At 64.6% G+C, this 14,150-nt stretch carries 13 protein-coding genes; 1 reads left to right on the top strand and 12 read right to left on the bottom strand.

Features of this window, described 5'->3' with window-relative positions; translation table 11 throughout:
* The first annotated feature begins 74 nt into the window (after positions 1-74).
* Complete coding sequence (locus tag AC1DVA_RS24270; protein ID WP_476807549.1) at positions 75-1,127, top strand: aldose epimerase family protein; 1,053 nt, start codon at positions 75-77, stop codon at positions 1,125-1,127.
* Positions 1,128-1,544: 417 nt separating this feature from the next.
* Here AC1DVA_RS24270 and AC1DVA_RS24265 read toward each other — a convergent pair whose 3' ends face one another.
* The 12 genes from AC1DVA_RS24265 to AC1DVA_RS24210 form a co-directional block, all read right to left on the bottom strand.
* A complete protein-coding gene (locus tag AC1DVA_RS24265; protein WP_476807548.1) occupies positions 1,545-3,248 on the bottom strand; it encodes an IlvD/Edd family dehydratase in 1,704 nt (567 codons plus the stop codon).
* A gap of 44 nt (positions 3,249-3,292) precedes the next feature.
* A complete protein-coding gene (locus AC1DVA_RS24260) occupies positions 3,293-4,729 on the bottom strand; it encodes an NAD-dependent succinate-semialdehyde dehydrogenase (protein WP_476807547.1) in 1,437 nt (478 codons plus the stop codon).
* Between the two features lie 27 nt (positions 4,730-4,756).
* Positions 4,757-5,533 carry an HpcH/HpaI aldolase family protein gene (locus AC1DVA_RS24255; RefSeq protein WP_476807546.1) on the bottom strand — a complete coding sequence of 259 codons (777 nt, stop codon included), beginning with the start codon at positions 5,531-5,533 and terminating at the stop codon, positions 4,757-4,759.
* 196 nt (positions 5,534-5,729) lie between these two features.
* Entirely contained in the window at positions 5,730-5,942 is a 213-nt protein-coding gene (gene ccoS / locus AC1DVA_RS24250) for a cbb3-type cytochrome oxidase assembly protein CcoS (protein ID WP_476807545.1), read from the bottom strand.
* Entirely contained in the window at positions 5,939-8,203 is a 2,265-nt protein-coding gene (locus AC1DVA_RS24245) for a cation-translocating P-type ATPase (RefSeq protein ID WP_476807544.1), read from the bottom strand. The genes ccoS and AC1DVA_RS24245 overlap by 4 nt, the downstream gene beginning before the upstream one ends.
* Positions 8,200-8,985 carry a DUF2189 domain-containing protein gene (locus tag AC1DVA_RS24240; RefSeq protein WP_265055092.1) on the bottom strand — a complete coding sequence of 262 codons (786 nt, stop codon included), beginning with the start codon at positions 8,983-8,985 and terminating at the stop codon, positions 8,200-8,202. Before AC1DVA_RS24240 ends, AC1DVA_RS24245 begins: the two co-directional genes overlap by 4 nt.
* A gap of 17 nt (positions 8,986-9,002) precedes the next feature.
* Entirely contained in the window at positions 9,003-9,209 is a 207-nt protein-coding gene (locus AC1DVA_RS24235) for a hypothetical protein (RefSeq protein ID WP_476807543.1), read from the bottom strand.
* Positions 9,206-10,084: a cytochrome-c oxidase, cbb3-type subunit III gene (gene ccoP / locus AC1DVA_RS24230; protein ID WP_265055094.1), complete on the bottom strand. Its 879-nt coding sequence runs from the start codon at positions 10,082-10,084 to the stop codon at positions 9,206-9,208. The genes AC1DVA_RS24235 and ccoP overlap by 4 nt, the downstream gene beginning before the upstream one ends.
* Positions 10,085-10,089: 5 nt before the next feature.
* Positions 10,090-10,260 carry a cbb3-type cytochrome c oxidase subunit 3 gene (locus AC1DVA_RS24225; RefSeq protein ID WP_265055095.1) on the bottom strand — a complete coding sequence of 57 codons (171 nt, stop codon included), beginning with the start codon at positions 10,258-10,260 and terminating at the stop codon, positions 10,090-10,092.
* A gap of 4 nt (positions 10,261-10,264) precedes the next feature.
* Entirely contained in the window at positions 10,265-10,999 is a 735-nt protein-coding gene (gene ccoO / locus AC1DVA_RS24220) for a cytochrome-c oxidase, cbb3-type subunit II (RefSeq protein WP_265055096.1), read from the bottom strand.
* Between the two features lie 3 nt (positions 11,000-11,002).
* On the bottom strand, positions 11,003-12,664 hold the full coding sequence (ccoN, locus tag AC1DVA_RS24215) for a cytochrome-c oxidase, cbb3-type subunit I (RefSeq protein ID WP_265055097.1): 1,662 nt from the start codon (positions 12,662-12,664) through the stop codon (positions 11,003-11,005).
* A gap of 720 nt (positions 12,665-13,384) precedes the next feature.
* Positions 13,385-14,150, bottom strand: a 766-nt coding sequence (locus AC1DVA_RS24210; protein WP_476807542.1) for an IS110 family RNA-guided transposase, incomplete at its 5' end; no start/stop codon positions are given.

Raw genomic sequence — 14,150 nt, 5'->3', positions numbered from 1 at the left:
ATGACTGGATGTTCATGCCGGCTCACTCTGATTGAGAGTACCGACAAGAGACGCGTGTATCTGAAAATCCGACAATGAGCAGTGCGCCGCATTTGCATGAGCTTTCTAGAACTGCCGATCGGCAGATTCGCAGCATCACGTTGCGTTCGAGTTCCGGCATGGAAGCAGAGGTCATCGACTACGGCGCGAGCCTGCGGGATCTGCGCGTGCCGAGGGCGGGCGGTGCGCTGCAGCGGGTTGTCCTTGGATTGGAGAGACTGGAGGACTATCCGGCGTACTCGCCTCACATGGGCGCGGTCGCCGGGCGCTTCGCCAACCGCATCGCCGAGGGGCGCTTCGTTCTGGGTGGCGTGGAATACCAGCTCCCGCGCAATCAGGATGGGTGCCACTCACTGCATGGTGGCGGCAACGGCTTCGGCAAGCGGCACTGGACACTCGTCGAGCAGAACGAGCGATCAACGACCCTTGCTCTGGTTTCGCCTGCAGGCGACGCTGGATACCCCGGAACGCTGCGCGTTTGGTGTCGATACAGCTTGACCGAAGACGAGACTTTACGCATCGAATTTTCGGCGACGACGGATGCAGCGACCGTCATAAATCTCGCTCACCATCCCTATTTCAAACTGGACAATACGGCGGACATCCTCGCCCACCGTTTGCAAATCGAGGGCGATCTCGTGCTTCTGACGGATGCGGACCTCATTCCCGACGGGTCTGTTGCCGCCGTGGCCGGCACGCCCTTCGATTTTCGAGAAGCCAGATCGATCCGAGAGCCGGGGCACGGCGAGGCGCCGACACGCTACGACGCGAACTTCATACTTCGACGGAGCCGCACAGAGCACGATCCCGCGTCCGGCATGGAACTCGCACATGCGGCGACATTGCGGTCAGACGCGAGTGGCCTGGGACTTGAAATCTGGACCACCGAGCCGTGCCTTCAGTTCTATGACGGCGCCAAGCTTGCCGTCGCGGTTCCCGGCCTTGGCGGGGCGACCTACGGGTCATTCGCCGGGGTTGCCCTGGAGCCGCAGCACGCGCCCAACTCACCCAACCTGGCGCATCTGCCGTCCACCGTCCTCTGTCCGGGAGCGGTCTATCGTCAGGTCAGCGAGTACCGGTTTTCGTGATCGCGACGGCTCTCATATGATTGGGATCAATCGAGAAATTGAGAATCATGTCCCGGGACTAAAAGGGCGAGCCGCACCAATAGCCGACTCTGGCTCATCGCCCGAAAGCCGACATCCCGGGGCGATCTGCTCAAGGCCCCTCTCTCGGTAGCAAAATTGGTGGGCTTTCCGGGACAAGAGCGGCGCCGTTGCACCGCTCTCCTCTCAAGCTGAGGGAGTTAGGATCATGCGTCTGATTGCGCTGAAACCGCCCAGGCTTCGCCGGAGGCCGCTTAGGTCACGTTGCTAGGGCTGGCCTATCCTGCATAGCGTAGTAGCACTCCTCGGCTTTCAGCTTTTCGAGAAATTGCCGATAGGCTCCAGCCGCCGTCATTGTTGAACCTCGAGGTGCCTTCCGCTCTTGCGGCCGCAAAACGCCTAGCAGAAATCAAAATCAACGCCCTCGTCGGCCTGGAGCACGTGCTCGTCATAGAGGTGGTCATAGCCACGGCGCTGGATCGCCTGAGGAGCCGGCAGCGCCTTGCGGCGCGTCTCGAGTTCGGCCTCGCCCACCAGAAGGTCGAGGCGGCGCTCGGCGACACTGAGCCGGATTCGGTCGCCATTGCACACCAGCGCGAGCGGCCCGCCGATTGCGGCCTCGGGCGCAACATGCAGCACGATCGCGCCATATGCCGTGCCGGACATGCGCGCATCCGAGATGCGGACCATGTCCTTGACGCCCTTTGAGGCGAGCTTGCGCGGAATCGGCAGGTAGCCGGCTTCCGGCATCGCCGCTGCGCTCTTGGGGCCGGCGTTCTGCAACACGAGGATGTCGTCGGCGGTGACGTCGAGATCTGGGCTGTCGATCCGCGCCGCGAGGTCCTCCAGCGAGGAGAAGACCACCGCCCTGCCCTCATGCTCGAGCAGGCGCTTGTCGGCTGCGGCGCGCTTCACGATGGCGCCGCGCGGCGCGAGCGAACCGAACACGGCGACAAGGCCGCCATCGGGATCGACCGGCTCCGCGCGCGGGCGCACAATGCTGCGGTCGACCTGATCCACAAGCGGCTCGTCGATCAGCTCGCCGAGCGTCTTGCCGGTCACGGTCATGCAATCGAGATGCATCAGGTCGCGGAGTTCCTTCAGTACGGCGGGCACGCCGCCGCCGGCGAAGAAATCCTCCATGTAATTGTTGCCCACCGGTTTCAGGTTCACCAGCACCGGCGTCTCGTCGGAGAGCTTGTTGAGCCGGTTGAGGTCGACCTTTACCCCGGCGCGGCGCGCGATCGCGGTGAGATGAACCACCGCGTTGGTCGAGCCCGAAATCGCCAGCAGCATGCGCCAGGCGTTATCGATCGCCTTCTCGGTGACGATCTGCTTCGGCAGAAGTGTCGTCGTGCCGATGAGTTCGACGGCGCGCTTGCCGCTCTCCTCGGCGCAGCGCAACCGGTCGGCATGAACCGCCGGGATCGCGGCCGAGCGCGGCAACGACAGGCCGAGCGTCTCGGCGATGCAGGCCATGGTGCTGGCGGTGCCCATGACGGCGCAGGTGCCGGCTGTGGTGGCGAGCCGGCCCTCAACTACATCGATCTCCTCCTGATCGATGTCGCCCGCCCGGAAGCGGGCCCAGAAGCGGCGACAATCGGTGCAGGCGCCCAGGCGCTCGCCCTTGTAGCGGCCGGTCGACATCGGCCCGGCCACGAGTTGCACCGTCGGGACATTGGCCGAGAGCGCGGCCATGAGCTGCGCCGGCACGGTCTTGTCGCAGCCGCCCATCAGGACGACAGCGTCGATCGGCTGCGCGCGGATCATCTCCTCGGTGCCCATGGCCATCAGATTGCGGAATTTCAGGCTGGTCGGCTTGAGGAAGACCTCGCCGAGCGAGATGGTCGGGAACTCAACCGGCAGGCCGCCAGCCATCAGCACGCCGCGCTTAATCGCCTCGAGCAGCTCGGGGAAGTGCCGATGGCAATTGTTGAAGCCGCTATAGGTGTTGGCGATGCCCACGATGGGACGCGCCAGCGCCTCGTTGGAATAACCCATCGAGCGCGCGAAGGAGCGGCGCAGATAGGCGGCGAATTCGGGGTCGCCGTAATTGGTCAGCCCACCGGCAATGCCGCGCCGCTTCGGTTCGTTCTCGCTCATGCCGCCGCCATCCCTCGAGCTGTCTTTTCGTCCGGCCAGGGTGTTCAGGCCGGCGCGTTATGGACGAACTTGGTGTTGAGATACTCGCGCACGCCCTCGGCGCCGCCCTCACGGCCGAAGCCGCTCTGCTTGATGCTGCCGAACGGCGCCTCCGGCACGGCGACGACCGTCGTGTTGACGCCGAGCACGCCCACCTGGAGCTCGCGCGTGACATGGTCGATCGCACGCTTCGAGCTAGCGAAGAGATAACCGGCCAAGCCGAACTCGACGGCATTGGCCCGCGCTATCGCCTCGTCCGCGCTGGCGCAGCGTACGATGGCCGCGACCGGCGCGAACGGCTCGTCCGCGAGGATCGAGGCATCCGGCGGCAGATCGGCCAGCACGGTTGGCTCAAAGAAATAGCCGCGGTTGAGGCTGGCCGGGCGCTTACCACCGGTGGCGAGCGTCGCGCCCTTGCCAAGGGCATCCTCGACCAGCCGCTCGGCCCGGTCGCGCTGGCGCGCGGTCGCGAGCGGGCCCATCAGGACGCCGTCGTCGAGCCCGTTGCCGAGGCGCAGGGCTTGCGCCTTCGCCGCCATCTTTTCGGTGAAGGCATCGGCGATCTTTTCGTGCACGAAGAAGCGGCTCGGCGAGGTGCAGACCTGGCCGGCATTGCGGTACTTGCCGCCGACGGCGGCGGTCGCCGCCTTCTCGACATCGGCATCGCCCAGCACGATGAAGGGGGCGTGGCCGCCGAGCTCCATGGTCATGCGCTTTACCGTGTCGGCCGCCTGGCGCATCAGGGTCTGGCCGACGCGGGTCGAGCCGGTGAAGGAGAGCTTGCGCACAGCGGGCGCCGCCATCAGCGGCACCACGACCTGCTGCGGCGAACCGAAGAGCAAGTTCACGGCACCGTTGGGAAGGCCGCCATCATGGCAGCAGCGCACCAGCTCGGCGACGCAGGCCGGCGCCTCCTCGGCCGGACGCAGGATCACTGTGCAACCGGCGGCGAGCGCCATGGCGAGCTTGCGAGAGGCCAGGCTGATCGGAAAATTCCAGGCCGCCAGCGCCAGCACGACGCCGACCGGTCCATGCGAAACCTCAAAGCGGGCTCCGGGCGTGCGCCCGTCGAGCATGTAGCCATGCAGGCGTCGGGCTTCGTCGGCGCAATAGTCGAAATATTCGGCGGAGACGGCGACCTCGGCGCGCGCCTCCGACAGCGGCTTGCCGATCTCCATGGTCAGCAGGCGCGCGATCATCTCCTGCCGCTCGCGCAGCAGTCCGGCGATCTTGCGCAGCACGTTGCAGCGCTCCCAAGGCAGCGTATTGCGCCACACCTCGAAGCCGCGCTCCGCCGCCGCCAGCGCAGCGGTGACCTCGGCCGCGGTAGAAGACGGCACCGAGCCGAGAGTCTCCTCGGTCGCCGGGTTGACGACCTCGATCCTCTCGGCGCCGGTCTTGTCGATATGGGCCCCGTCGATGAACAGGCTGGCGGCATACATTGTAGCAGTCCTCTATAGGGAAGCGGCTCAGGCCGCGTTGATCTCGCCGAGCAGGGCTTCGCTGCGGCGGGCCAGGATTGCGGTGTCCGAGCCGACGGCGATGTAGCTGTAGCCGGCGTCGAACAGCTCGCACGCCTCTCCGACATTGAAGTTCAGGATGCCCGGCGCCCTGCCGGTTTTCTTGATCGCGTCGAGTGCCCGGTCGATCTCGGCCCGGACCTCGGGCGCACCCGGCTTGCCGAACAGGCCCATATTGGCGGCGAGATCATTCGGACCGACGAAGATGCCGTCGACRCCCTCGACGGCGCCGATCTCGGGGATCGCAACGGCGGCGGCCGGCGTCTCGATCTGCACGATGATACGCTGTTCCTCGTGATAGCGTTCGTTATAATCCTTGATGCGTGCGTAGTTGTTACCACGCATGTTGCCGCTGACGCCGCGGATGCCGTGCGGCGGATAGCGCGTCGCGGCGACGGCGGCGCGGGCCTCCTCTGCATTCTGCACGAAGGGCACCATGAAGGAACGCACACCGGCATCGAGCAGGCGCTTCATCATGATCGGCTCGTTCCACGGAATACGGACCACGACTTCGGCCGTGCCGCCTTTGGCTGCTCGCAGGTGCTGGGAGACCTGCGAGGGGTCGACCGGCGTATGCTCCATGTCAAGCAAGAGCCAGGAATAGCCCGCGCCGGCGAGAATCTCGGTCGCGTTCAGGCTTTCCAGCGTCAGCCAGAGGCCGGGCTGGCGCTTGCCCTCAATGAGGCCGCGTTTGAACAGGTTCGGCTGCAGGGTCGCGTGCGACATTGTCGCTCCAATCGGTTCGTGAGGATCAGGCAGCTTTGCCGGCGGCGGAGCGCAGCTCGGCCCAGGGCGTCATCGCGTAGGCACTCGGACATAGGTCGCGAGGCCGCTTGGCGACCGGGGCTGGTCCTAAGGCGACCTTGGCAACGTACGGTTTCGGGCAGCCTAGCTGTGGCCGTTCTCGCTCTGATGGAKCCGCTCATTTGTCGCGATTGTTCTGCGGGCTCGTCGGGACAGGCAGAGCGGTTTGCGCGGCTTTCAAATCCCTCTCGTCATCATCATCTAGGAGTATCCGCTCCGCGGCGCCGTCCAGATCGTCATACTGGCCGCTTTTGAGAGACCAGAGGAAGGCAGCGAGCGCTGTGCCGCCGAGCAGAAGCCCCAGGGGCACGAGGAATACAAGGCTGCTCATCTGCCTGGCTCCGGTGCAGATGTTAGCCCTCCGTCCCCGGGCAACACTCTTGTCGATCGACTCGGGCCTACGAACTCCACATTGAGACGTAGCGCATTGGCGACCACGAGGACGGAGGAGAGCGACATCGCCAATGCGGCGATCAGGGGCGTGACGTACCCCGCGATCGCGACCGGCAGGGCGATCGCGTTGTAGCCGATCGCTAAGGCGAAATTCTGCCGTACGAGCTGGCCCGCCGCGCGCGAAACGGACAGCGCCGCGGRGACCGCATCAAGACCATCGCGCAGGAAAACAAAATCCGCTGCGTTACGGCCGATATCGGCCGCCGAAGCGGGAGCCATCGAGACATGTGCGGCGGCGAGCGCCGGCGCATCGTTGAGCCCGTCGCCGACCATCAGCACTTTATGCCCTCGTGTACTCAGTGCGGCGAGGTGCTCGACCTTCTCGGCCGGCAGGAGACCCGCCGCGACATCATCGACCGCGAGTCGTGCGGCAATGACCCGCACTGCGATGGGCGTATCACCGGAGAGCAGCATGAGCTGAATGCCTTCGGCGCGCAGCGCACTGACGGCAGCGCGCGCCTGTGGGCGCATCGTCTCCTCGAAGGTGAAGCGGGCGATGAGTTCACCGTTGCAGCCGAGCACCGTGCCGCCATGGGATTGCCCATCTGTCCCGCAGGCGAGCACCCACTCGGCCCGACCAAGACGATAGAGACGACCGTCAAGCCGAGCTTCGATGCCAAGGCCAGGCCGTTCGCGGATGTCGGCAAGCGCCATCCCGCCCGCTGGTGCCGCAGCCGCGATGGCTTGAGAGAGCGGATGCCCAGAGCGGCCGGCGATCTCGGCTGCGATCGCCAAGTCGGCGGGAGCGATCGCCGCAGCATTGACGAGGCGCGGCACGCCGAAAGTCAGGGTGCCGGTCTTGTCGAAGGCAGCGCTATCGATCTCGGCCATCCGTTCGATGGCGGAGCCATCCTTGACCATGATGCCATTTTCGAACAACCGCCGCGACGCCACCACCTGCACGATCGGAACCGCAAGCCCTAGCGCGCAGGGACAGGTGATGATCAGAACGGCGATGGAGATGGTGATCGCGCAGTGCCAGTCGCCCGTTACCGCCATCCAGCCGAGAAAGGTGAGAAAAGCCGTAGCATGGACGATAGGGGAATAGAGCGCGGCGGCCCGGTCGGCGAGGCGACGATAGCGGGCGCGCCCGCCTTCGGCTGCTTCCATCAGCCGGACCATTTCGGCCAGGAACGACTCCTCTGCCTTTGCGGTGGCGGTGATGGTCAGCGGACCTGACAAGTTGAGCGTTCCCGCCCGCACAGACGCCCCCGCCGCGACGAAACGCGGCGCGCTCTCACCGGTGACGATGGCGCAGTCGAGTTCGGATTCTCCCTCCTCGACGCTACCATCGACTGGGATTCTGTCGCCCGCAGTCAACGCGAGGCGCATGCCGGGCGCTATCTCGGCAAGTGGGAGATAGTCCCGGCTGCCGTCGGCGCGCAGGACCGTCGCGCCGCGCGGTGAAAGGCGCATCAGACCCCGCACGGCGGCGCGCGCCTTCTCACGCATGAGATGGTCCAAGGTCCGCCCGATCAAGAGGAAGAAGATCAGCGAGGTCGCAGCGTCGAAATAGGCATGGGGGCCGTCATGAAGGGTATCGTAGAGGCTGAGGCCGAAGGCGAGGCAGATGCCGATCGAGATCGGCACGTCCATATTGGTGCGGCCATGCCGCAGGGCCGACCAGGCCGAAGAGAAGAAGACCCGGCCGGAGTAGAGGAGGCAAGGCAGCGCCAGCGCCGCGGAAATCCAATGGAAAGCGCTGCGGGTCTCCGGTTCGGCTCCGGACCAGACTGAAACCGACAGCAGCATGATATTCATCGAACAGAAGCCGGCGACCGCCAACGCCCGCACAAGCCGCGCACGCTCGGGATCTGGCCGGTCGGCCTCGTTCTCGAACAGGTGGCCGGGATATCCGAGCGTTGCCAGCGCAACCAGAAGGTCAGGCGGTTCTCCGCCACGCCATTTCACGGCCACGCGCTTTGTCGATAGATTGACGCGCGCATGCTCGACGCCGGCGATCCGCATCAGTCCGGTCTCGACCGCGCGGATGCAGGCGGCGCAGTGGACCCCCGGCACGGAGAAATCGCTCTGCTTGAGGCCGTCGCCCAATTCGCGGCTGGCGAGCCGGATCTCCTGCCGCGCCGCCGAACCGTCGAATGCACGATGCGGGTCGAACGGCGGCGCGCAACAGGTCATTTGATCGCCCGATAGCTATGCCAGGTGGCGTGGCCCAGCAGCGGGAAGACGACGATCAGGCCGACAAGCCCCGTCGCCAGGCTCAGGACGAAAAGACCGAGCACGATCGCACCCCAGGCGAGCATCACCGGCAGATTGTTCCAAACCAGCGAAATGCTGGTTCCCATCGCTGTGAAGGCGTCGACCCTCTCGTCGAGCAGCATCGGGATTGCGAAGGTGCTGATCGCGAAGGAGAAGGCTGCAAACARACTGCCCGCTACCGTTCCGACCAGAAGCATCGCCCATCCCTCAGGCGTTGAGACCAGCATGGCGATGACGTCTCGAAGGCCTGGGAAGGGCCGCAAGCCAAAAAACAGCGCATAGATGATCACGGCGGCCCGCATCCAGGCCAGCATCAGCAGGCATAGGATCGCGCCGGTGTACCAGACCTGCCCACCGGAAGCCGCCTTCACGAAGATCATGCGCAGAAGGCTGACGGGTTGGCTCGCCTCGATAGCGCGGCTCTTTTGATAGAGGCCGATCGCAAGAAGCGGCCCGACCACCATGAAGCCCGCCAGCGCCGGCAACAGGATATAGTCGAGCTCGAAGCGAAACAGGCCCAAGACGATGCCGAGCGACACCAGAAACACTGCTGTTCCGTAGAGGAGGCTTGGCACTGGGCTGTGGCGGAGATCACTCCAGCCCGCTTCCAGCCAGGATAGCGCAGCGCGCGTGGGGAGATTGCGGCGCCGTTGCGCCGAGAGTGGCGGCAAGATGTCTTGGCCGTTCTCGATCGCGCCCATGATCTTCCTCCCCCGCTTCAGCAGGCCGGACGGGCGGCACGGAACGTGCCCGCCTCGCCCGCAGATTTCGCGTGCGGCACACAGGCCGGCTGCGAACCGATGGCGACATAGACCAGATGCGCGTTGGCCAGGATGAGCATCGCCATCAGCGCGGCCGCGAGCCCCAGCCATAGAACTTTGCCACTGACGCGGCGCCGCACCTCGGTTTCCGGGGGGACCGTCATCGCCCAGTGCCCTGAAGCGTGCCGACATAAAGGGCCAGCAGCTTGATATCGGTCGGCGACAGCCGGCCCTCCCAGCTCGGCATGTGACCGAGGCGCCCATTCTGAACGCTGTTGTAGATCGAATGGAGATCGCCGCCATAGATCCAGTTGGCGTCAGTCAGATCTGGAGCGCCGAGATCGGGCAGGCCTTTGCCTTCAGGCCCGTGGCAGGCGGCGCAGTTCGCGGCGTAGACTTCCCTACCGGCGGGCAGGCGCGCCTGGTCTGCGCTTACCAATTGCTGCCCCGAAAGCGAGCGGACATAGGCGACGACTGCGAGTACCTGCTCGCGCTGAAGCAAGCCGTCCCGCCCGAACGCCAGCATCTGCGAGATCCGCGTGTCCTTGGCCGTCCCATTGATGCCGACGCGAATGGTCTGGGCGATGGCCTCCGGGCTGCCGCCCCAGAGCCAGGAGCCCGTGGCGAGATTGGGGAAGCCCGGGCCGCCCTTGCCTTCGCTGCCGTGGCAGCTCGCGCAATTGTCGGCGAACAGGGTGCGGCCGGTTTCACGAACATGGTTCATCAGCGCGGGATCGGCCGCGATCTCGGCGTAGGAGGCATTGGCGATGCGGGCGGTCCAAATCGCCCGCCCCGCCGCCGCGTCGCGAACCTGCCGGGTCACCACCTCGCGCTGGTTGATGCCGAGGAGGCCTTTGGTATAGGTCCAGCCGAGCGGCCAGGCCGGCATCAGGAGCCAATAGATTACGGCGAACAGGGTCCCGGCAGCCAGAAAATACAGCACGACGCGCGGGATAGGCGTGTCGAGTTCCTCGATGCCGTTCCACTCATGACCGGTCGTCAACTGTCCCGAGACGGGGTCCCGCTTTGCCTGGTCCATTTGCCTCAGTCCCCCGGCCTGTCGTCTTTATCGAGAATGCTGTTCTTGGCCCGGTCAAAGCGCTTCCGGTTTGACGGCCAGAACGCGTAAATCAGTACGCCCCCCGCGAGCGCGATCAGGTAGAAGAGCCCCCAACTCTTGGCGAAGCCGACGAGTGTCTGATGGTCGATACCCATCGCATCACCTTTCCGCCGCAGCCGTCTGGCGATGGGCGGCATCCGTGAGCCGGCCGAGAACCTGAAGATAGGCGACCACGGCATCCATCTCAGTCAGTCGACCGGGGTCTCCGTCAAAGGCCCGCGTGTTGGTGGCTTCCCCGTAGCGCTCGCTGACGCCGCTGGCATAGGGGCTGTCGGGGCTGGCCTGGCCGTAGGCGTCGGCGGTTGCATTCGCGATCATCGCATCGCTATAGGGCACCCGGACGGCGCGTTGCGCGGCAAGGTGCCGCCCGAGGTCACCAGTCCGCAGATCGTTGCGCATCAGCCAACCGTATTTCGGCATGACCGATTGCGGGACAACGTCGCGCGGATTGATCAGATGCGCGACATGCCAGGCGTCAGAGTATTTTCCACCGATCCGCGCCAGATCCGGGCCGGTGCGCTTCGAACCCCACAGCATTGGATGGTCGTATTTCGACTCGACCGCGAGTGAGTACGGTCCGTAGCGTTCGACCTCGTCGCGCAGAGTGCGGATCATCTGGCTGTGGCATGCGTAACAACCTTCACGGATGTAGATATTGCGGCCGGCCAGCTCCAGCGGTGTGTAGACACGCATATCCGGCGCCTCCTCGACCGTCTCTTGAATGGTGAAGAGCGGCGCGATCTCGACGAAGCCGCCAATTGCCGACACGCCGATAATGGCCAGCACGAACCCGATGGCACTGCGTTCGAGCCTGCGGTGGAAGAACTCGGCCATGGCTCACTCTCCCGGCTGCAACACCGGCGCGGCAGCCGGAAGGGCAGGCTGGTCGATCTCAGCCCCTTGCGCTGTCGTCCGAACGCGAGCCATTCGGATCGTCATCGCGACATTGTAGGAAGCGACGATCGCGCCGATGAGGAAAAGCAAACCACCGACGGCGCGCGCGATGTAGTAGGGATGCATAGGGACGACGCTATCGATGAACGAATAGGCTAGCGTCCCGCTGTCGTTGTAGGTGCGCCACATCAGGCCCTGGATGATGCCCGAGTTCCACATCGCGAAGACGTAGATGATGGTCCCGGCAAGGGCGAGCCAGAAGTGGACCTCGACCAGCTTGGGCGAGTACATTCGCTCGACCTTCCACATCCATGGCACCAGCGCGTAGAACGAGCCGAACGTGATCATCGCCACCCAGCCGAGCGCGCCGACATGGACATGGCCGACCGTCCAGTCGGTGTAGTGCGACAGGGAGTTGACGGCTCGTATCGCCATGAACGAGCCCTCGAAGGTCACCAGGCCGTAGAAGATCGCGGCGACCATCATAAAGCGCAGGGTCGCGTCGTCGCGAACCTTGTGCCAGGCGCCATTGAGCGTCGCCAGCGCATTACCGGCCGAGGCCCAGGACGGCACCAGAAGCACGACCGAGAAGGTCATGCCGAGCGTCTGCACCCATTGTGGAAGGGCGGTGTAGTGCAGGTGGTGCGAACCAGCCCACATGTACATGAAGGTGATGCCCCAGAAGCTGATGATCGACAACCTGTAGGAGTAGATCGGTCGCCCGGCTCGCTTGGGCAGGTAGTAGTACATCATCCCTAGGAAGCCGGCAGTCAGGAAGAAGGCCACCGCGTTGTGGCCGTACCACCATTGGGTCATCGCATCCTGGACGCCCGAGAACAGCGAATAGCTCTTGGCGTGGCCGAAGGAGACCGGAACGGCCAGGTTGTTGACGATGTGCAGTACCGCCACGACCAGGATGAAGGCCATGTAGTACCAGTTCGCGACGTAGATATGCGGCTCTTTCCGCCGCTGAAGCGTGCGGATGTAGATCAGGAAATAGACGACCCAGACGATGACCAGCCAGATGTCGGCATACCATTCGGGCTCGGCATATTCCTTGGACTGAGTCAGCCCCATCAAATAGCCGCTCGCGGCGAGCACGCAGAACAGGTTGTAGCCCAGGAGTACGAACCACGGGCTGAATTGATCGGGCAGGCGTGCCCGCGTGGTGCGTTGCAAGACATGGAAGGAGGTCGCGATCAGGGCGTTACCGCCGAAGCCGAAGATCACGCCTGAGGTGTGGACAGGCCGAAGGCGACCGAAGCTCGCCCAGGCGGCATCGAAAGTCAGGTCCGGCCAGGCGAGGAGCGCCGCGACCCACACTCCGACGAACATGCCGATGACGGCCCATCCAAGGGCGAGCACGATGCCCACCTTGGTCGGGTCGTCGTAGTAATGCGTCAGACGCTCATCCGACGGCTCCGGCTCGAAATATTTCGCCAGCACCAGGAAGACACAGCTGAGCCCGGCGATGAGTACAATGACGCCGTGCACACCCAACAGATCGTCACGACCGCCGATCGCCATGGCGATCCCGCATAAGGCGACGAGCGCTGATACTGTGATCGCGCTCTGGCGTTCAGCGACAGTGAGTCCAGCAACCATTCACTCGCCCCCCTCATTATCACCGGTCCAGTTCGAAGCTCAAAGAGAGACCAAAACGATCTAATTCTGGACGACGCCGCCAATGGCTGTTTCCGAGAACCGCGAATTGGGTGGCCAGTGCTTATTAGAAGCTATCCAGTATTTTGCGACCTGACGATAGGCGAAATGACCGTCCCGCTGCCGCAGGAATTCGTTTAGCCAAAGAGACGGTTGCGACGCGACCGGGTGTTGACTGCTTTCCGGCAACGCCTCAAGTTCCGCTCATGGCGCGAGGCTGCCTCGAGGCGCTTTGCACGGAAAAGGACCGGGTCGGGTGGGAAGCTGAAGTTCCCGACCGTCGCCGCAAACGCCCTGATCGCGCCAGGAGCGGACTCTGGATGGTCGCCCGGAACCAGACCTTCGGAATGCATCGACGCGAGGTCTGTTGGCGACCCTTACCCGACATCTGGAAGGTCCTGTGTGGATGGCTCCCGCGTTGCAAGGGGTCTGTGATGGTTTGGGGTACTGGTCGGGTGCAGTCTTGTGTCCGGCCTGTTCGTGCGGTCATTGACCGCTGGCCCTGATGGTTTCCACGGATGAGGTCCCATTCTGCTTTGCGGGCCTTTACGCCCTCGACCTTCGGCGGGTTGTCCTCATCCCCGGTCTGACCGGTGCGCCATCATCTCACAGGGTCCTCGCAACCTCCTTCGCGCGTGTAGCGCGCTGATTTGCTACTGATCCTCAGGCTGCTGCCACGCTGGGCGCTGGCATGCGGTAAATCTCGCCCCGAACCATGACGGCCCAGATCGCCCGTGCTGCCCGGTTCGCCAGGGCGACGGTGACGAGCCGGATCGGCTTGCGGGCGAGCAGCGCGTTTACGTGAGGATCAGCTGCATCGGGGTAATACTTGTTGCGTCTGACGAGCGACGTCATGCCAGTGACCAGAAGGCGCCGCAGATATTGATCGCCCATTTTGGAGATGCGACCGAGGCGTTCCTTGCCGCCGCTGGAGTTGTTGAGCGGCGTTAGTCCCAGCCAGGCCGCGAACTGGCGCCCGGAGCGGAACTGGGCCGGATCGGTGACAGTGGCCGCCAATGCGCTCGCTCCGAGCAGACCGACGCCGGGCACGGTGGCAATGCGCCGCGCGAGGTCGTTCGATCGGAACCAAGCCAGCAAGTCTCGTTCGAGTTGGCGGATGCGGTCCTGCGCCTCGATCGCTTGCTCGGCCAAGGAGTTGATCACCTTGGCGGCGAGATCGGGAACCTCATGCGCGCCGCCGGCCACGGCGCGCCGCACGAAGGCCAAGGCGTGGGTGATGCCCTTCGGGATATCGATGCCGAACTCGGCCAAGAGCCCCCGGATCATGTTGATGAGTTGCGTACGCTGACGAACGATGAGGTCGCGGGTGCGATGAAGGGCCAGCGCGGCCTGCTGCTCGACCGACTTGATTGGAACAAAGCGCATGGTCGGGCGCGTGACCGCCTCGCAGATCGCCTCCGCATCAGCG

The sequence above is a fragment of the Allobosea sp. P4_C6 genome (assembly GCF_056402015.1).
Note: the sequence above shows the minus strand (reverse complement) of the source record. Positions and strands in the feature narration are given on the sequence as shown.

What these genes read in the sequence shown, in the direction of transcription:
- ccoO (WP_265055096.1), bottom strand. Translation starts at nt 10,999, where the DNA reads ATGGCCGAGTTCTTCCACCGCAGGCTCGAACGCAGTGCCATCGGGTTC.
- ccoP (WP_265055094.1), bottom strand. Translation starts at nt 10,084, where the DNA reads ATGGACCAGGCAAAGCGGGACCCCGTCTCGGGACAGTTGACGACCGGT.
- AC1DVA_RS24235 (WP_476807543.1), bottom strand. Translation starts at nt 9,209, where the DNA reads ATGACGGTCCCCCCGGAAACCGAGGTGCGGCGCCGCGTCAGTGGCAAA.
- AC1DVA_RS24270 (WP_476807549.1), top strand. Translation starts at nt 75, where the DNA reads ATGAGCAGTGCGCCGCATTTGCATGAGCTTTCTAGAACTGCCGATCGG.
- ccoS (WP_476807545.1), bottom strand. Translation starts at nt 5,942, where the DNA reads ATGAGCAGCCTTGTATTCCTCGTGCCCCTGGGGCTTCTGCTCGGCGGC.
- ccoN (WP_265055097.1), bottom strand. Translation starts at nt 12,664, where the DNA reads ATGGTTGCTGGACTCACTGTCGCTGAACGCCAGAGCGCGATCACAGTA.
- AC1DVA_RS24225 (WP_265055095.1), bottom strand. Translation starts at nt 10,260, where the DNA reads ATGGGTATCGACCATCAGACACTCGTCGGCTTCGCCAAGAGTTGGGGG.
- AC1DVA_RS24265 (WP_476807548.1), bottom strand. Translation starts at nt 3,248, where the DNA reads ATGAGCGAGAACGAACCGAAGCGGCGCGGCATTGCCGGTGGGCTGACC.
- AC1DVA_RS24260 (WP_476807547.1), bottom strand. Translation starts at nt 4,729, where the DNA reads ATGTATGCCGCCAGCCTGTTCATCGACGGGGCCCATATCGACAAGACC.